Raw genomic sequence first — 17,436 nt, 5'->3', positions numbered from 1 at the left:
AGAAAGGCGAGAGCACTCACCAGGGCCCGGAGACCCAGAGGAGAGGAATTGACGGGGCACTCGATGCCACGGAAGAAAGAGGAGAATGCTATAGACAGATACAGGTACTGGAGAACAACTGACGGGGCCCACACCGGGCCCCGGGGCATCGGTCAGTGCGACACAAAGCCGTGCAACAGGCGATTCAGACGGTCCACTTCCCGGCGCATGTCCTGGAGTTCGTCCAGCAGATCCAGTGACATGGCAAGCCCGGGCAGGTTGATCTTCAGGTCCCGCTGCAGCCGCTGGGCCTTGCGCAGACGGGCCAAAGCCTGCAGATCAAAGGCCCAGTCACGGGCATCGCGACTTTCCTCCACCGGCGCGATGATGCCGTAACTCACCAGCTTGATCACGAACTCGGCATGGCATTCGCCACGCTCGCAGAATTCCCGCAGGGTGAAGGTGCCTTCCGCATCTTCAAGCTCAACGCTCACAATCGTTTCCGTGGTGTTCATCCTGCCCCCCCCCTGTCACACGTGCAGTTTCTGGCGTGGATTGAAGTGGCTCTCCACTTCGGCCAACTGCTCATACAGTGACCGCGCTTCAGCACTGTGTTGCTCTGGCATGACCACCTGCAGCACCACAATCTGGTCCCCCGGATGCTTGCCGGGCAGGCCCTTGCCCTTGAGCCGCAGCTTACGCCCGCTGTTTGAGCCCTGTGGAACCTTGAGACTTACCTTGCCACCAACCGTAGGCACGGTCACCGTGGCACCAAGTGCGGCTTCCCATGGTGCCACCGGCACGGTGATGATCAGGTCCCGACCCTCCACGGTAAAGTGCGGGTGAGGTGCCAGTTCCACCTCAATAAACAAGTCGCCATCCGGACCACCACCGATGCCGGGCGAGCCCTGCCCCTTGAGCCGGATATGCTGGCCATCCTCCACCCCCGCCGGGATCTTCACCTTCAGGTTTTTCGGGCGGGCCACCACCCGACCGTGATCATCCAGTTCATGGACAGTATATCGCAGCTGCTTTTCACAGCCATGGAAGGCTTCCTCCAGAAACAGTGCCATCCGGGCATGGACATCTTCCCCCCGGCTGCGCATGGTCTGTTGGAAGCCACCGCCGAAGCCACGATTACCTCCGAAGATTTCCTCGAAGAAGTCACTGAACTGCCGGGCATCGGCGTCGGTGTAACCACCCCCACCGAAGCCGGATGCACTCTGCCAGCCGGGCGGTGGCTCAAAGGACCCGTCGCCCCGGGCGCCGACCTTGCGCAGCTCGTCGTATTCGGCCCGTTTTTCCGGATCCTTGAGCACTTCGTAGGCTTCGCCCACGTCCTTGAACCTGGCGTCCGCATCCGATTCCTTGCTGACATCCGGGTGATACTTCCGGGCCAGCTTACGGTAGGCCTTCTTGATGTCCTCCGGGTTGGCAGACTCACTTACCCCGAGTACGGCATAGTAGTCCTTGAAGTCCATGTAACCCCTCGCTTGTGGTCAAGTACGGTTTCCACAGTTCTATATTTGACGCAAACGGAGAAATTACAAGGCGGTACAGGAAGGGAAATTGACGGGGATCAGGTCCGCCCATGGACAGGGCGAAGGCCCCTTGCCGGCGACGGGACATGGGCAAGGGGCAAAAGGTGCATTACTTCCTGGCGGTGTAGTCCTGGTAGGACTTCTCTTCCACGAAACGGGAACCCAGGGCCAGGTTGACGTCCTTTTTGATAGCGGCGCGTTTGTCGTTGGTCACATAGACCGCACGGGCCAGTTCAATAAAACGGTCACCGAAGTCCTGCGCCGCCTCCTGGTCGCGGATATCATCCTCGATCTCCCAGAGCTGCTCATTCACCGACTTGAGCTGGGCGCGCAGATCAGCAATGGCGGACTGGTCCGGCACCGCTTCATTCCAGGTGGCGGTCAGCTCGTCCAGTTCCAGCCGCACGTTCCTGACCTTGGCCTCATCCTGGATACGTTCGGATTTGATTTCCAGGATGGTGATCTTGTCCAGCACTTCCCCGAAGGACACGGGAACCTTGATAACGTCTGCCATGATGATTTTCCTGTCGAATCAGGTTGGAAACCATAAAGCCGCCGCGCTGTTGACCAGCAGACGGCGGCTTGTGTGTCACGCTGGCGCGATCAGCCTTCGACGGGTGTCAGCCAGTCACTGTGCTCTGGCAGCTTGCCCTTGACGGCATCGAAGTACCGGCTCTGCAGCTTCTCGGTCAGCGGACCGCGCTTGCCTTCGCCGATGACCCGGCCGTCCAGTTCGCGGATAGGCAATACTTCCGCCGCGGTGCCGGTGAAGAAGGCTTCCTCGGCGATGTAGACTTCATCCCGGGTGATGCGACGCTCCTTCACCGGAATGCCCTCATCCTTGCAGAAGTCGAGGATGGTCTGCCGGGTGATGCCTTCCAGGCATGACGTCAGTTCCGGAGTGTGCAGCACACCATCACGGTAGATGAAGATGTTCTCGCCGGAGCCTTCCGCCACGTAGCCTTCGTTATCCAGTAGCAGGGCTTCTTCCGCGCCGCCGGAAATGGCTTCGTTCAGGGCCAGCATGGAATTGATGTAGTTGCCGTTGGCCTTCGCCTTGCACATGGTGATGTTGACGTGGTGCCGGGTGTAGGACGACGTGCGTACCTTGATACCCAGTTCCTTGGCCTCCGGCGACATGTAGGAGGGCCAGCTCCAGGCGGCCACCATCACGTGCACCTGCAGATTGTCGGCACGCAGACCCATGCCTTCGGAACCCAGGAACACCATCGGACGGATATAGGCCTCGTCCAGGTTGTTTTCCCGCACTGCGCGGCGCTGGGCTTCGTTGAGCTGCGCCTTGGTGAAGGGCATCTTCATGTTCAGGATATGGGCGGAGCGGAACAGGCGATCGGTGTGCTCCTCCAGCCGGAAAATGGCGGGCCCCCGGTCAGTGCTGTAGGCGCGCACGCCCTCGAAACAGCCCAGACCATAGTGGAGGGTATGGGTGAGGACATGGGTCTTGGCATCGCGCCAGGGAACCATCTCTCCATCCAGCCAGATCAGGCCATCACGATCTGCCATCGACATTGTTGCTGCTCCTGGAAAAGGTTTTTCGGAAAAACGGCAGTTTATCAGGAAAAATCCCCGAACAGAAGTGTAGGATGCTAACCATAACAGCAATCCAGCATCACCTGCTGCCACATGTGCCGCACATAGTCCCGCTCCTGCGGGAACGCATCCCCCGCCACCTGACTGTTGAGATTCTGCAGGGCCCGCCGGTGGATGGTGGAACGCAGGGTAATGAAGGTTTCCCGCAATTTTTCGGTATCTTCCCCTGGCAGGACGCCGGCACGGCCCAGCTCTTCAAGCTGGCGGATATTATCGGACCACTGGGTCAGTTCCGGATGGGCCTCGCTGCAGGCCAGCATCAGGTACTGCACCAGAAACTCTATATCCACCAGGCCACCGGTGTCGTGCTTGATGTGAAAAACGTCGTTCCGTTTCGATTCCGGGGTGCCCAGGCTGGTCCGCATCTTTTCACGCATCTCCACCACATCGTTGCGCAACCGGTCCTGGTCACGGTGCTGGCAGAGGATGTCGTGGCGCAGACTTTCGAAGGCCTCCAGCGTGCGCGGGCAACCGGCTACGCCCCGGGCCCGGGCCAGGGCCTGGTGCTCCCAGGTCCAGGCGTCGTTGCGCTGGTATTTCTCGAAGGCCGGCAGGGTACTCACCAGCAGGCCCGAGTTGCCGGATGGCCGCAGGCGCATGTCCACCTCGTAGAGCTGCCCGGAGGGCGTCTGGGTGTTGAGGATATGCACAATCCGCTGCCCCAGGCGGGTGTAGAACACGGCATTGTCGATGGGCTTGTCGCCATCGGTGGACAGCTCCGGATCGGCATCGTGCACGAACACCAGGTCCAGGTCCGAGGTATAGCCCAGCTCGAGCCCGCCCAGCTTGCCATAGCCAATAATGGCAAAATCCTTGTCGCAGGCGGAACCATCCGACCGCAGCGGGTAACCGTGACGGCTCACCAGGTTGGCGAAGGCCACATCCACCACATGGTCGAGCACCACCTCGGCAATCCACGTCAGGTAATCGCTCACTTTCATCAGCGGCAGGGTACCGCGCAGCTCCGAAGCCGCCACCCGCAGGATATGGGCTTTCTTGAAATGCCGCAGGGATTCCATCTGCTCTTCCAGGTCCTCATAGGGAATCCGCAGCATCTGCTGGCGCAGGTCATCCTCCAGTTCCGCCTTGGCCGGCGGGTGGTAGAGGCTTTCCGCGTTCAGCAGCTCGTCCAGCAGCAGCGGTGTTTCCGCGAGCTGGCGGGCAATCCAGGGGCTTTCGCTGCACAGGCGTACCAGTTGGGCCCGGGCTCCGGGGTTTTCCAGTAGCAGCACCATGTAGGCGGTACGACGCAGGATGGCTTCCACCAGTTGCAGCACCCGGGACAGGGTTTCCGACGGCTGTTCCACATGGCCAAGGGCCTCTAGCAGTACCGGCATGAACTGGTTGAGGCGCCGCCGCCCCTGGGTTTGCATGATCTGGACGGTGCGACTGTCGCGCAGCTCGTCCAGCAGGGCGAGACTGGCCTTAGGGTCCTCGAACTGGTGGCTGTCGAGCCACTGAATGGCGGCCTGTTCGTCCATTTCCGCCAACCAGAGTTCGTGCCAGCCCTCGTCCAGGTCGGAGGCTTCCTCGTCGTCCTCGTCCAGGGCAATGATATCCGCGAAATGGCGGGAGACCCGGGCCCGGTGCTGGTCGAGGGCCTCCAGGCACGATGCCCAGTCCGTAAAGCCCATGATCAGTGCCACCCGGGCCTGCCCCAGCTCATCGTCCGGCAGTAGCTGAGTCTGCTTGTCCTCCATGCCCTGGAGGGCATGCTCCAGGTTTCGCAGGAACACATAGGCCTCCCGCAGCTCAGTCACCACCGGCGAGGGCAGCAGTTCCAGTGCCTCCAGTTCCCGGAGGATGGCCAGCAGTTCCCGCTGCTGCAGCTCCCGGTCACGACCACCACGGATGAGCTGGAACGCCTGCACCACGAACTCGATCTCGCGGATACCACCGCCACCCAGCTTGATGTTGTTCTCCAGCCCCTGGCGCCGAACCTCGCGGTTGATCATGGCCTTCATGGAGCGCAGCGATTCGAAGGCGCTGAAGTCGATGTACTTGCGGTAGACAAAGGGGCGCAGGCTCTCCATCAGCACCCTGCCCGCGTCGGAATCGCCGGCCACCACCCGGGCCTTGACCATGGCATAACGCTCCCACTCACGGCCCTGATCCTGGTAGTAGGTCTCCAGGGCGGCAAAACTCAGGGCCAGGGCGCCACTCTGGCCATAGGGGCGCAGGCGCATATCCACCCGGAACACGAAGCCATCGGCGGTGATCTGGTCCAGGGCCTGGATCAGCTTCTGCCCCAGGCGGATAAAGAACTGCTGGTTGTCCAGGGAGCGACGCCCCCCCCGGGTCTCCCCCTTGCCCGGGAAGGCAAAGATCAGGTCGATGTCCGAGGAGATATTGAGCTCATGTCCGCCCAGCTTACCCATCCCCAGCACGATCAGGGGCTGCGGCGTTTCCTCGCCGGTCACCGGGTCGACGCCATAGGGGGTGCCCAGTTCCTCGCAGGCGCGGGGATACAGCCAGTCCAGCGCCGCCTGGATACCGATATCGGCAAAGTCACTGGCCGCCGCCACGGTTTCGTGATAGTCCGCCAGCTTCATGGCGTCCCGCCAGATCATGCGGAACTGGCTTTCCCGACGGAAACGCCGCAGGGCCCGATGCAACGAGGGCTCGTCGGTGACGTCGGCCAGGTATTGCTGCCAGCGTTGCCGCAGGCTGTCCTCCGTGGTCGGCTGGTTCAGGGGGTGCGCTTCCACCGCTTCGCGGACCAGATCACCGTGGCGTTGCAGGGTCTCCCTCAGGAACGGGCTGCGGGCCATGGCCCCGGCCAGGTCCGACTCCCCCAGGCCGACGGACTCGTCGGCCCAGGCAGGCACGCCCTCTGGAAACACATGCCGCCAGGCGCCGGACACCTCGTCCGCCAGTATCGCCGGCAGACCGCTCCACGGCTCTGTCATAACGCAACCCCCTGTATCTCTGTTATATTCACTGACGAGTCCCTGAATAACCCCTGACAGCCAATGACCGGCCAGGGCTTATCCAGGGGCTCCTTTACTGTATACGGAAGGAGCCCTCGCACAACCCCCGGTTCCGGGGACGATAACAGGGTCCTTGTGTCCATCCCACAGGAGCTGCCGGGAATCCATCCAGAATGCTGCCCAATCGCCGCCCGCTGAACCCGGAACACCAACTGACCCACCTGCCGATGTCGGGCATTATCCGTAGTCGTCTGAAGCGGCTTTTCCTGTTCCTGATCGGACTGATTGTGATCCACAGCCTGATTCTCTGGGCGGCGGAACCACTGAGCCTGCCGGAATCCTTCTGGCTGGCCATGACCACACTCGCCACCGTCGGCTATGGCGACCTGGCCCCGGCAACCGTGGTGGGACGCATCAGCACCGTCGTCCTGATGTATATCACCGCCATTACACTTCTGACACTGATCATCAGTGACTATATCGAGTACCGTTTCTACCGACGGGAACGCATCCTGACCGGCCGCTGGAGATACGACATGAAAAACCACGTACTGATCATCAACACACCCCGCCGTGGCGGCGAACAGTATTTCATGCGGATCGCCACCCAGTTACGGGCGGTTCCCGGCTACGAGAGCGTGCCGATCATGATCCTCACCCAGAAGTACCCCACCGGCCTGCCATCGGAACTGCAGGACATCGGCCTGGTCCACTACCACGGCACCGGCGCCAGCGAAGAGGATCTCAAGGCAGCCCATGCCGGACAGGCCAGGCACATTCTGCTACTGGCACTGGATGAGACCGATCCCTCCTCCGACAGCTATACCTTTGACATCGCCCACCGGCTCAGCGAACTGAACCTGGCCGGCAACACCACCGTGGAATGCGTCAGTGATACCAACCGGCAGCGGTTTCGCGCCATTGGCATCCGCTCGGTGATCCGACCGGTCCGGACCTATCCGGAGATCATGGTACGGGCGGTGGTGGCCCCGGGCACCGAAAAGGTGCTGGAGGATATGTTCAATTACGAGCAGGATCATCCACATAGGTATAACCTGACACTGGACGACCTGACCTGGTCTGATATAGTCAGCGCGCTGATCCGCCATGGTATCGGCACCGCGCTGGCCTACATCGACGACAACGACAATGTGATCTGCCACCCGGAGCCGGATCTTGAGGTGGAGGGCCGGGGCCTGATTGTCCTGGTCAAGTCCAGCGAAACGCCCGACCTATCCGTTGTAGAGGAAGCCCTGGAGCGCTACCGTCAGTTCCTCGAAAAATGGCAGGCAATGCACGAACACCCCGAGGAGCCCGCGCAATAGATATCTGGCCGGGCCCTTGACCTGATCCCGGACGGCGCCCATAGGCATTAACGACGAGGCTGCAGCGTGTCATTCCTTGATTCCGAGTTCTTCCAACCGCTCTACGAAGCCCTGGAAAACGACCAGACGGACGAGATCCAGGCGGCGGTCTCGGCCTTCAATGCCGCTGACCTCGCGGAATTCATCGAACACACCACCGGTGAGGACGACGACACCGGCCTGCGCGTGCTGCGTAGCCTGCCGGTGGAGCAGCAGGCCAAGATCTTCGGCTACATAAGCCCGGAGATCCAGCTCACGTTTGCCCGACTCATCCCCAAGCGGGAACTGGCCGGCATCGTTACCGACATGTCGGCGGACGAACGGGCCGACTTTTTCAATATTCTCGACGAAAACCAGCAGCACGCCCTGTTCCAGTCCCTGGCCAGCCGTGAGCGGGAGGACCTGCGGCGCCTGGCCAGCTTTGAGGAGGGTACCGCCGGTGCCCTGATGACCTCCGACTATGCCGTGGTCAGTGCCGGTATGACCGTGGCCTCGGCCCTGGCCCTGCTGCGTAATACCGCACCGGACAAGGAAACCATCTACCAGGCCTATGTGGTGGACAGGGATCACCGGCTGCAGGGGGCCATATCCCTGCGTAACCTGATCACCAGCGCCCCCGGCGCCATGGTGGACTCCCTGATGGCAACCGGCCTGGTATCCGCCCACACCCAGACCGAGCAGGAAGAGGTGGCCCGGCTGATCTCCCGCTATGACCTGCTGGCCCTGCCCATCGTGGATGACGACGGCCGCCTGGTGGGCATTGTCACCTACGACGACGCCATGGACGTGGCCGAGGCCGAAGCTACCGAGGACATGCACAAGGGTGCGACGGTTGGCCGCCTGGAGACCGGCCTGAAGACCGCGTCACCGTTTTCCCTGTATCGCTCGCGGGTGCAGTGGCTGGTAATCCTTGTGTTTGCCAACATCTTCACCGGTGCCAGTATCGATCACTTCCAGCAGACCATCTCCACCCACATCGCCCTGCTGTTCTTCATGCCGTTGCTGATTGCCAGCGGCGGTAACGCCGGCGCGCAGTCCGCCACCCTGATGGTGCGGGGCCTTGCCACAGGTGATGTCACCGCAAAGGACTGGGGCATGCTACTGGGCAAGGACATCCTGGTGGCCACGGGGCTGGGTCTGACCATGGCGGCGGCAGTCTCCGTTGTCGGGTTATACAAGGCAGGACCGGATATCACGACCGTGGTCGCCATCTCCATGCTGGTGGTGGTGCTCATGGGCAGCATTGTTGGCATGCTGCTGCCCTTCGTGCTGGACAAGCTGAAGTTCGACCCGGCCACGGCCAGCATGCCACTGATCACTACCATCGCGGACGTCAGCGGGGTGCTGATCTATTTCACTATTGCCTCGGTGGTGCTGGGCCTTTAAACCAGCAGCGACAACTGAAGCTGACCCAGCCTGGTCGAACCGGCCGCCAGTTCAGCGATGGTTTCACCCGAGTCCAGACGCTCCCGCAGCCAGGCCAGCTCATTGGCCTGTGCTGCCGGCACACTGTTCTGCTGCCGCAGACTGTCCAGATCCTCAACCAGCGTCACGTCAACGGTGCCGGACAACCAGGCACGGGACAAGCCATGAAACATCCGATTGACCAATGGCTCGCTGTCGTCCAGCGGTACCGGCCGATGCAGGCCGGCCAGGGCGTACCCCTGCTCTGCCTTGCTGATCAGGTTCAGGAACACCGGCACTTGGGCTGCCAACGCCCGCGACCAGTCCAGTAGGGTGTCCGGGGCGCCCTGTTTTAGTTCAAGCTCCAGTTCGCACAGATCCCTGCGCCTGCCTCCGGCGATAATGCTGCCCTGATCAAGGGCGCACTCGATGGTCGCCCTGGGCCCCTCCAGCATCAGGATCCGCCGCAGGAAATTGCTCTCAAACACCGGTGCCAGGTCGGCCAGATTCACACCCTGCCCCACCGGCGTATCGTCAATCAGGCCGATGTTGAGATCTGCCCCCAGCAGCGGCCACTCCCATTCCTGCCGGCGATGGGCGCCATCCACAAACTCCCCCTGGGTTTTCAGGGTCTGGATGTACCGATCACCCGCCTGGCGCACCCGCAGGGCCACTTTCTGCCGGTTCAGGTCACCGGCCGGGGTATCGTAGTAACGATTGACCAACGTCTTCTCCGCCCCCGCCGTCACGCCCGCCTGCGTCGACAGCCAGGCATGGGCCTGTGCCAAAGCGCCCGGGGTGAGACTCAGCTTGATTTCCAGTTCTTCCGCCATGGGGCCTCCAGGTTTGTCTCTACCGATACCATAAACGAAAAAACCGGCAGCCCGAAGGCTGCCGGTTTCCTGTACTGCTTCTTTAAATCAGCTGGTTAGCTGATCAGAAGTAGTAAACCGCACCGAGTGCTGCAACAGAGCGCTCGTCAGACTGCGGGTTGGTCGGGTCTTGGGTGTCGTATACGTCGTCACCGCCACCCAGGTAGCCTTCAACATACACGTACATGTTGTCGGACAGGTTGTGCAGAGCCTGAACGGTGATGGTGTCACGCTTCAGGTCATCGCCACCGTCTTCTTCCTGCAGCTCATAGGACAGAGCGAAGCGGTTGGCACCCAGGGTGTAGATACCCATCAGGCCGAACTTGTCGTAGTTGTCGCTACGAGTGTGGTATTCAGCGGTCAGGGACAGAGCGTCCAGGTTCGCGGTACCACGCAGGCCGTAGGTGTTCTCGTTGTCACCGTCGCCGTTGTCGTTGGAGTCCATGGCCAGGGCCAGCTCAACCATATCGGCAGAGTAGACAGCGGCCAGCTGGTACGGGAACTCGTTGTCGTCGGACGGGTTGGTGGCATCGCCGTCACCCTTGACCTGTACAGCGCCCCACAGGGACAGGCCGCCGAAGGACGGAGACATGTACTGGACCAGGTCGCCTTCACCAGTGGTGTAGCCGGCGTCCAGGCTCAGGTCAGCGGCTTCGTAGTACTGGGCGATAATGTCGACAGAGCGCTCGTAGGTGGAGTCATCACTACCGATCCAGACCTGACCGAAGCTGTCACCCTTAACACCGATGTAGGCTTCGTCCAGGGAGTCGATACCGTCGCTGCCTTCCTTGTCGTCAGCGCCGATACCTTCAAGCTCAATCTTGAAGAAACCGGTGATACCCGGAGCCAGAGCATGCTCGTGCTTGATACCCAGGGTGGAACCGTTGTCACGGTGCTCGAAGGAGTTGGGGCCGTCTTTGGTGTCGTCCCAGACAGCGGCGTACTGGATGTTACCGTAAACGGTCGGCAGGTTGCTTTCCTGCGCCAGCGCGGAGCCGGAGAAGGTAGCAGCGGCGATCGCAGAAGCGATAAGAGTCTTTTTCATCTTGCATCTTCCTTTTGAGTTAACTCAGGTTTTTAGCGACGGGCCTGACCCGCCTGTCAGTCTCAGTACACCCGCTCCCGCCAGCAAGTGCTGTGGCAACGGGGTGATGACGTCGAGCCTCTTCTTGCCGGAGCCCTTCACAGTCAATCACTTACAAAGCTTATTTAAAGCTCTATCTAAGTAAACCTTGTTTTAATATAAGAACAAGAGATTTGCAAATTTTTAACCCGAATTTTCTTAGGTTTTTTTTGCCTATGCCCACAATGCTTATAGCTTGCGGCTTCACCTCTAGGAACAAATTCAGGGCCAGGTAAAAAACAAAACTTACAAATCAGTAAGTTGTAAAACCATAAAGCCTGAACCACCCTACTCATCGAACCCGGATGGCACCACAAAAGTGCATTATTCAATACGCGGCCAAGTTGCTGCACCGCTGCCGGGCACTCTCCTGTTGCCGATCGGTAGCACCGTATCAGCCTTTTATGACACTTTTATTCAAACCGTCAATAAAAATGTCACCGGTCCGTCATTCACCAGTGATACCTTCATATCGGCGCCAAACCGCCCCTTCCCCACGCGATCCTCACCAAGTATCCCGACCGCCCGACGCACGAATTCGTCCACCAGATTACTGGCGACGTCCGGGGTGGCGGCATCGGAAAATCCGGGACGGGTACCGGAACCGGTATCAGCGGCGAGGGTAAACTGGGGAACGATCAGAAGCGCGCCACCACAGTCCTCAAGACTGCAGTTCATTCGCCCCTGGTCATCAGAAAAGACGCGGTAGCGGGAAATCTTGTGGACCAGGGCGTCCACTTCAGTGATGGTGTCCTTGCGCTCTATACCGAGCAACAGCAGAAGGCCGCGATCAATACTGGCGATGGTGTCATCATCCACCGACACACTGGCCTCCGTGACCCTCTGGATCAGTCCTTTCATAGCGTCCCTGAAATACAATTTATCTGGAAACGAGGCGAATTCTATCGGCGGAATGTCCGGGGCGCAAGTCAGGTTACATTTAGATACATGATTTTAAAGCCTGTATGGCAGCCTCCTCGGCCCGAGCCTCATGCCAGACGGGGCTCCGTCTGCCGGGAGACGGTTTCCACCGCCCGCATCAGGGCATCGATAATGGGAGGCTCAGAGGCGGAGTGGCCAGCGTCCCGAATGATTCGTAACTCCGCCTGGGGCCAGGCCTCACTGAGGGCAAAGGCATTATCCAGGGGGCAGACCATGTCGTATCGGCCATGAACGATCACACCAGGGATGTCCGCCATCCTGTGGGCATTGTCCAGAAGCTGCCGCGGCTCAAGGAAAGCGTTGTTCATGAAGTAATGGCATTCGATACGGGCCAGGGCGATGGCGGTATGGGGGTGGGCGAAATGCTCCACCACCCGGGGATTCGGGTGGAGCGTGGCACAACGGCCTTCCCAGACCGACCAGGCCTTGGCCGCCTGAATCTGCTCCAGCTCATTGTCGCTGGTCAGTCGCCGGTAATAGGCGGCCACCATATTGTCCCGCTCCGGTTCCGGGATCGTGGCCAGGTAGTCCTGCCAGTAGTCGGGAAACACCCGCCCTGCCCCGTGCTGGTAGAACCAGTGAATGTCCTCCGGGCGACACAGGAAAATGCCCCGCAGTACCAGGCCGAGCACCCGGTCGGGATGTTCCTGGGCATAGGCAAGGCTGAGGGTCGACCCCCAACTGCCGCCAAAAAGCATCCAGCGATCAACACCCAGGAATGCCCGCACCTTCTCCAGGTCGTCCACCAGGGCCTGGGTGTGGTTGCCTCCCAGCTCCGCCAGCGGTGTCGAGCGCCCAGCTCCCCTCTGGTCCAGCAGGATAATGCGGAAACGCTCGGCATCGAAGAACTGGCGATACCAGTCCTCACACCCGCCGCCGGGACCTCCGTGGATGACAATCACCGGTATGCCGTCCGGGTTGCCGGACTCTTCCAGGTACAGCTCGTGGGGTGGGTCCACCGCCAGGCGGTGACGGGCGTAAGGCTCGATTTCCGGGTAGAGGGTCAGCATTGCGGGCTCCTTTTGGCAATAAAAGGAGTCTAGCTGAGATCGATGGGGGGATTCACGTTTAAAAACCCTCCCCCTTGAAGGGAGAGGGGATCTACGCGGCGGAGCCTGGCAGAGTAGCCTTAGCTCTTCTTACCGGCCCGTTTGCGGTCGTTTTCGGTCAGCAGCTTCTTGCGCAGCCGGATCGACTTGGGCGTGACTTCCACCAGCTCGTCGTCGTCGATGAACTCCAGGGCCTGCTCCAGCGTGTGCTTGATCGGCGGCACCAGGCCGATGACCTCATCCTTGCCGGAGGCACGCATGTTGTCGAGCTTCTTGGCCTTGGTGGGGTTGACCACGATGTCGTTATCACGGCTGTGAATACCACACAGCTGACCTTCGTAGATCTCGTCACCCGGCGCCAGGAAGAGCTTGCCACGGCTTTGCAGGGTTTCCAGCGAGTAGGTCATCGCCGTACCCTTGGCCATGGAGATCAGCACACCGTTCTGACGACTGCCCATGGCACCCTCTTTTACCGGGCCATAATGACTGAATGTGGAGGTCAGGATGCCGCTGCCGGAGGTCATGGTCAGGAAGGTGTTACGGAAGCCGATCAGGCCACGGGCCGGAATCACGTATTCCACACGCATGCGGCCCTTACCGTCCGGGATCATGTTGGTCATATCGCCCTTGCGCAGACCCAACTGCTCCATCACCGGCCCCTGGTGCTGCTCTTCAATGTCCACGATGACGTTTTCGTAGGGCTCCTGTTTGACACCGTCGATTTCACGAATCACCACTTCCGGGCGACCTACCGCCAGCTCGAAGTTCTCCCGGCGCATGTTCTCGATCAGCACCGACAGGTGCAGCTCACCACGACCTGAAACCTTGAACTTGTCAGCGGACTCACCGTCCTCGACCCGCAGGGCCACGTTGTGCAGCAGTTCCTTCTCCAGACGCTCCTTGATGTTGCGGCTGGTGATGTACTTGCCTTCCTTGCCGGCAAACGGAGAATCGTTGACCTGGAAGGTCATGGACACGGTGGGCTCATCCACGGTCAGGGCCGGCAGGGCCTCAACCGCGTTCTGATCGCACAGAGTGTCGGAGATGAACAGTTGGTCCAGGCCACTGATACAGACAATATCGCCAGCCTGCGCCTCGTCCACTTCCACCCGCTGGAGACCGGAGTGGCCCATGATCTTGAGGATACGACCGTTGCGCTTATTGCCATCGGCGCCAATCGCGGTCACCGGCGTATTGGTTTTCACCTTGCCGCGCGTGATACGACCGATACCAATGACACCCAGGAAGCTGCTGTAGTCCAACTGGGAGATCTGCATCTGGAAGGTGCCCTCGGGGTCCACCGCCGGCGCGGGCACATGATCGACAATGGCCTGGAATACGGCATCCATGTTGTCGTCCATGGCTTCGTGCTCCATGCCGGCGATGCCGTTCAGGGCACTGGCGTAGACCACCGGGAAGTCGAGCTGATCTTCGGTGGCACCCAGGTTGTCGAACAGGTCGAAGACCTGATCCACCACCCAGTCCGGACGGGCACCGGGACGGTCAATCTTGTTGACCACCACGATGGGACGAAGGCCGGCATCGAAAGCCTTCTGGGTCACGAAACGGGTCTGGGGCATGGGGCCGTCGATGGAATCCACCACCAGCAGCACACTGTCTACCATGCTCATGACCCGTTCGACTTCACCGCCAAAATCGGCGTGACCCGGGGTGTCTACGATGTTGATGTTGTAATCGTGCCACTTCAGGGCCGTGTTCTTGGCCAGGATGGTGATACCGCGTTCCTTTTCCTGGTCATTGGAGTCCATGACCCGCTCGTTCTCGAGTTCCTTGCGGTCCAGGGTGCCGGACTGGCGCAATAACTGGTCTACGAGGGTGGTCTTCCCATGGTCAACGTGGGCAATAATGGCAACATTTCTTAGCTTATCAATCACAACAGGTTTCCTGAGGCATGTCGGGCGACCTGAGAGGGTCCACAATGCGCGCCCGACCTGTCGGCCGGCCCACATACCGTCTCAAATCCGGAAAATGAATACTTGTCACCGGCAGTGAGGCCGGTATCCTGCACTTGGAGTCTTTAGCAGGCGCGCGAAGTATATAGGAAACAGGGTGTCGTTAATATGAAGAAAAACGCCTATTCTGTTTCGGTGCACCCCATACGCCCAGCGCACCATAAATGACCACAGCAACCCTTGGGCGCACCAAGAAGGTGCACTGCAGAAGCCTTTAGGCCAGACTTTGCCCCAGCGGAGAGCGTAAAGAGTCCTCCCAAAGGCCGTGGTTGCGCTTTTCTGGCGCGCCAACAAAAAACTGGCAAGCAGTTTGCTTTAAATTACGCAGCCGACTATCAGGGCGGTGCGGCCCCGTATGGAACCGCTGACACTGCTGATACCAACGATCGGACCGCAGCAACGCTGAACGATCCGGCACGACGAACACCGAAATCGCCCGCAACCCGGGTTAACTTACGGAGTAAGCACAATGTCCAAAACGATTGATCTGATCAAAGAACACGAAGTCAAATGGGTCGACCTGCGATTCACTGACAGCCGCGGTAAAGAGCAGCACGTCACCCTGCCCGCCACTGAAGTGGACGACGATTTCTTCAGCGATGGCAAGATGTTCGATGGTTCTTCAATTTCCGGCTGGAAGGGCATTAACGAGTCCGACATGATTCTGATGCCGGACGACGAGACCTCCGTACTGGATCCGTTCACCGAAGAAACCACCATCAACATTACCTGCGACATCGTGGAACCGACCACCATGCAGGGTTATGAGCGCGATCCCCGTTCCGTGGCCAAGCGTGCCGAGGAATACCTGAAGTCCACCGGCATCGCCGAGGGCGCCCTGTTCGGTCCTGAGCCCGAGTTCTTCGTGTTCGATTCCGCCAAGTGGAAAGTGGACATGCAAGGCGCCATGTACGAGCTGTACTCCGAGGAAGCCGCCTGGGTTTCCGGTGAAGACTTCGAGCGCAACAACATTGGTCACCGTCCTGGCGTCAAAGGCGGTTACTTCCCGGTTCCCCCGGTAGACAGCCTGCATGATCTGCGTGGCGCCATGTGTGCCGCCATGGAATCCATGGGTCTGGAAATCGAGGTTCACCACCACGAAGTGGGCACCGCCGGCCAGTGCGAGATCGGTGTTGGTGCCAACACCCTGACCCGTAAGGCTGACGAGGTTCAGATCCTCAAGTACTGCGTACACAACGTAGCCCACGCCTACGGCAAGACCGCCACCTTCATGCCCAAGCCGGTGGTAGGTGACAACGGTTCTGGCATGCACGTTCACATGTCCCTGAACAAGGACGGCAAGAACCTGTTCGCCGGTGACGGCTACGCAGGCCTGAGCGAAATGGCACTGTACTACATTGGCGGCATCATCAAGCACTCCAAGTCCATCAACGCGTTTACCAACAGCTCCACCAACAGCTACAAGCGTCTGGTGCCGGGCTTCGAGGCGCCGGTCATGCTGGCCTACTCTGCCCGTAACCGCTCCGCCTCCATCCGGATTCCGTACGTAAGCAGCCCCAAGGGCCGTCGTATCGAAGTACGCTTCCCGGATCCGTCCGCCAACCCGTATCTGGCCTTCGCAGCCCTGATGATGGCTGGCCTCGACGGCATCCAGAACAAGATCCACCCGGGCGATGCCATGGACAAGGACCTGTACGATCTGCCGAAGGAAGAAGCCCTGAACATCCCGACCGTTGCCGAGACTTTCCAGGAAGCCCTGGACAGCCTGGAAGCGGACCACGAGTTCCTGACCCGTGGCGGCGTGTTCACCGAAGACATGATCGCCGGCTACATTGACCTGAAGCGCGGTGAAGTGGAAAAGCTGAACATGACCACCCATCCGGTCGAGTTCGAGATGTACTACTCTGTCTGATCCGCGTCCGCGGAACGACTGAGTCAGAGAAAGCCCCGCCTCGGCGGGGCTTTTTTGTGACTTTCACCTCACCGTAACCCGAGGCGACGTATAGCACATTGCATTGCCTCTGGGCTCTGTCGATAATCCCGTTATGGTCCATCACAAGGTTCTGCCCATGAAAGCATCGTTCCTGATTGCCGCCGCCACGTCGGCATTGATCGCCCTTCCCGTCCAGGCCGAGATCTACCGGCAGGTAGACGCCGACGGCAACGTGACCTTTACCGACGAGCCGGACGGCAACGCCGAGCGCGTCAACGTAAAACCGGCCACCACCATCACCATGCCAAAGCCGAAAACCGTCGAGGAACAGCTTGAGGAAGAGGACGAGGGCATCGGTGATCAGGATGCCTACGAGTCCGTCAGCTTCACCTCTCCGGCGGATGACGAGGCATTTCACAGTGGCAGCGGCGACGTTGAGTTCCGGGTAACCAGCGACCCGGGCCTGCGTCAGGGGCACAAGTTCGAAATCACCCTGGACGGCCAGCCGGTGGGGCAGACCAGTTCCGGCTCTGTCACCGTCAACAACGTCTTTCGGGGCACTCACAAAGCTGGTGTCAACGTGATCAACCAGGAAGGCAAGCGCATCTACACTGGTGACCAGATCAGCTTTACGGTGCATCGCCCCTCCGTACAGAATTGAAGAGTTCCTGAGTAACTTTCTGACCCTACCCGTCTGGCTCGCTCTGCCACGCGCGAGCCAGGCCTGACACAGCCCCCGGTCTTGCCCCTCACA

The 17,436-nt window shown here is 60.1% G+C and carries 14 protein-coding genes; 4 read left to right on the top strand and 10 right to left on the bottom strand.

The window, feature by feature from the left end; translation table 11 throughout:
- Positions 1-152 precede the first annotated feature (152 nt).
- The 5 genes from ACJO3T_RS12120 to glnE form a co-directional block, all read right to left on the bottom strand.
- Positions 153-494, bottom strand: a complete 342-nt coding sequence (locus ACJO3T_RS12120) for a chaperone modulator CbpM (protein WP_406963867.1) — start codon at positions 492-494, stop codon at positions 153-155.
- A gap of 15 nt (positions 495-509) precedes the next feature.
- Positions 510-1,460: a DnaJ C-terminal domain-containing protein gene (locus ACJO3T_RS12115; protein ID WP_406978603.1), complete on the bottom strand. Its 951-nt coding sequence runs from the start codon at positions 1,458-1,460 to the stop codon at positions 510-512.
- Positions 1,461-1,629: 169 nt separating this feature from the next.
- On the bottom strand, positions 1,630-2,034 hold the full coding sequence (locus tag ACJO3T_RS12110; protein WP_328186162.1) for a DUF6165 family protein: 405 nt from the start codon (positions 2,032-2,034) through the stop codon (positions 1,630-1,632).
- A gap of 89 nt (positions 2,035-2,123) precedes the next feature.
- A complete protein-coding gene (locus ACJO3T_RS12105; RefSeq protein WP_406963864.1) occupies positions 2,124-3,050 on the bottom strand; it encodes a branched-chain amino acid transaminase in 927 nt (308 codons plus the stop codon).
- Positions 3,051-3,127: 77 nt separating this feature from the next.
- On the bottom strand, positions 3,128-6,040 hold the full coding sequence (glnE, locus tag ACJO3T_RS12100) for a bifunctional [glutamate--ammonia ligase]-adenylyl-L-tyrosine phosphorylase/[glutamate--ammonia-ligase] adenylyltransferase (RefSeq protein ID WP_406978602.1): 2,913 nt from the start codon (positions 6,038-6,040) through the stop codon (positions 3,128-3,130).
- A 194-nt stretch (positions 6,041-6,234) separates the two neighbouring features.
- On the opposite strand from glnE, the gene ACJO3T_RS12095 reads away from it, so the two are divergent.
- Both ACJO3T_RS12095 and mgtE read left to right on the top strand, forming a co-directional pair.
- Positions 6,235-7,386: an ion channel gene (locus tag ACJO3T_RS12095; protein ID WP_406978601.1), complete on the top strand. Its 1,152-nt coding sequence runs from the start codon at positions 6,235-6,237 to the stop codon at positions 7,384-7,386.
- 66 nt (positions 7,387-7,452) lie between these two features.
- Positions 7,453-8,811 carry a magnesium transporter gene (gene mgtE / locus ACJO3T_RS12090; RefSeq protein ID WP_406963861.1) on the top strand — a complete coding sequence of 453 codons (1,359 nt, stop codon included), beginning with the start codon at positions 7,453-7,455 and terminating at the stop codon, positions 8,809-8,811.
- Here mgtE and ACJO3T_RS12085 read toward each other — a convergent pair.
- The 5 genes from ACJO3T_RS12085 to typA all read right to left on the bottom strand — a co-directional run bounded on the left by ACJO3T_RS12085 (position 8,808) and on the right by typA (position 14,710).
- On the bottom strand, positions 8,808-9,662 hold the full coding sequence (locus ACJO3T_RS12085; protein WP_406978600.1) for a CYTH domain-containing protein: 855 nt from the start codon (positions 9,660-9,662) through the stop codon (positions 8,808-8,810). The genes mgtE and ACJO3T_RS12085 overlap by 4 nt on opposite strands.
- A 103-nt stretch (positions 9,663-9,765) precedes the next feature.
- On the bottom strand, positions 9,766-10,746 hold the full coding sequence (locus ACJO3T_RS12080; RefSeq protein ID WP_406963859.1) for a porin: 981 nt from the start codon (positions 10,744-10,746) through the stop codon (positions 9,766-9,768).
- Between the two features lie 495 nt (positions 10,747-11,241).
- Entirely contained in the window at positions 11,242-11,685 is a 444-nt protein-coding gene (gene dtd, locus ACJO3T_RS12075; RefSeq protein ID WP_406963858.1) for a D-aminoacyl-tRNA deacylase, read from the bottom strand.
- 128 nt (positions 11,686-11,813) lie between these two features.
- Positions 11,814-12,776, bottom strand: coding sequence for a prolyl aminopeptidase (pip, locus tag ACJO3T_RS12070; protein ID WP_406978599.1), 963 nt, complete (start codon positions 12,774-12,776; stop codon positions 11,814-11,816).
- 119 nt (positions 12,777-12,895) lie between these two features.
- A complete protein-coding gene (gene typA, locus ACJO3T_RS12065; protein WP_406963856.1) occupies positions 12,896-14,710 on the bottom strand; it encodes a translational GTPase TypA in 1,815 nt (604 codons plus the stop codon).
- Between the two features lie 547 nt (positions 14,711-15,257).
- Here typA and glnA point away from each other — a divergent pair.
- Both glnA and ACJO3T_RS12055 read left to right on the top strand, forming a co-directional pair.
- Positions 15,258-16,661 carry a glutamate--ammonia ligase gene (glnA, locus tag ACJO3T_RS12060; RefSeq protein ID WP_406963855.1) on the top strand — a complete coding sequence of 468 codons (1,404 nt, stop codon included), beginning with the start codon at positions 15,258-15,260 and terminating at the stop codon, positions 16,659-16,661.
- Positions 16,662-16,818: 157 nt separating this feature from the next.
- Positions 16,819-17,343, top strand: coding sequence for a DUF4124 domain-containing protein (locus ACJO3T_RS12055; RefSeq protein ID WP_406978598.1), 525 nt, complete (start codon positions 16,819-16,821; stop codon positions 17,341-17,343).
- Positions 17,344-17,436 lie beyond the last annotated feature (93 nt).

The sequence above is a fragment of the Marinobacter shunpengi genome, assembly GCF_045449715.1.
Classification (GTDB): Bacteria; Pseudomonadota; Gammaproteobacteria; order Pseudomonadales; family Oleiphilaceae; genus Marinobacter.
This window is presented reverse-complemented; position numbering and strand designations above follow the sequence as displayed.

Coding starts and splice junctions, on each gene's coding strand:
- ACJO3T_RS12085 (WP_406978600.1), bottom strand. CDS start 9,662: ATGGCGGAAGAACTGGAAATCAAGCTGAGTCTCACCCCGGGCGCTTTG.
- glnA (WP_406963855.1), top strand. CDS start 15,258: ATGTCCAAAACGATTGATCTGATCAAAGAACACGAAGTCAAATGGGTC.
- ACJO3T_RS12115 (WP_406978603.1), bottom strand. CDS start 1,460: ATGGACTTCAAGGACTACTATGCCGTACTCGGGGTAAGTGAGTCTGCC.
- dtd (WP_406963858.1), bottom strand. CDS start 11,685: ATGAAAGGACTGATCCAGAGGGTCACGGAGGCCAGTGTGTCGGTGGAT.
- ACJO3T_RS12055 (WP_406978598.1), top strand. CDS start 16,819: ATGAAAGCATCGTTCCTGATTGCCGCCGCCACGTCGGCATTGATCGCC.
- pip (WP_406978599.1), bottom strand. CDS start 12,776: ATGCTGACCCTCTACCCGGAAATCGAGCCTTACGCCCGTCACCGCCTG.
- ACJO3T_RS12095 (WP_406978601.1), top strand. CDS start 6,235: ATGCTGCCCAATCGCCGCCCGCTGAACCCGGAACACCAACTGACCCAC.
- ACJO3T_RS12110 (WP_328186162.1), bottom strand. CDS start 2,034: ATGGCAGACGTTATCAAGGTTCCCGTGTCCTTCGGGGAAGTGCTGGAC.
- glnE (WP_406978602.1), bottom strand. CDS start 6,040: ATGACAGAGCCGTGGAGCGGTCTGCCGGCGATACTGGCGGACGAGGTG.
- ACJO3T_RS12105 (WP_406963864.1), bottom strand. CDS start 3,050: ATGTCGATGGCAGATCGTGATGGCCTGATCTGGCTGGATGGAGAGATG.
- ACJO3T_RS12120 (WP_406963867.1), bottom strand. CDS start 494: ATGAACACCACGGAAACGATTGTGAGCGTTGAGCTTGAAGATGCGGAA.
- ACJO3T_RS12080 (WP_406963859.1), bottom strand. CDS start 10,746: ATGAAAAAGACTCTTATCGCTTCTGCGATCGCCGCTGCTACCTTCTCC.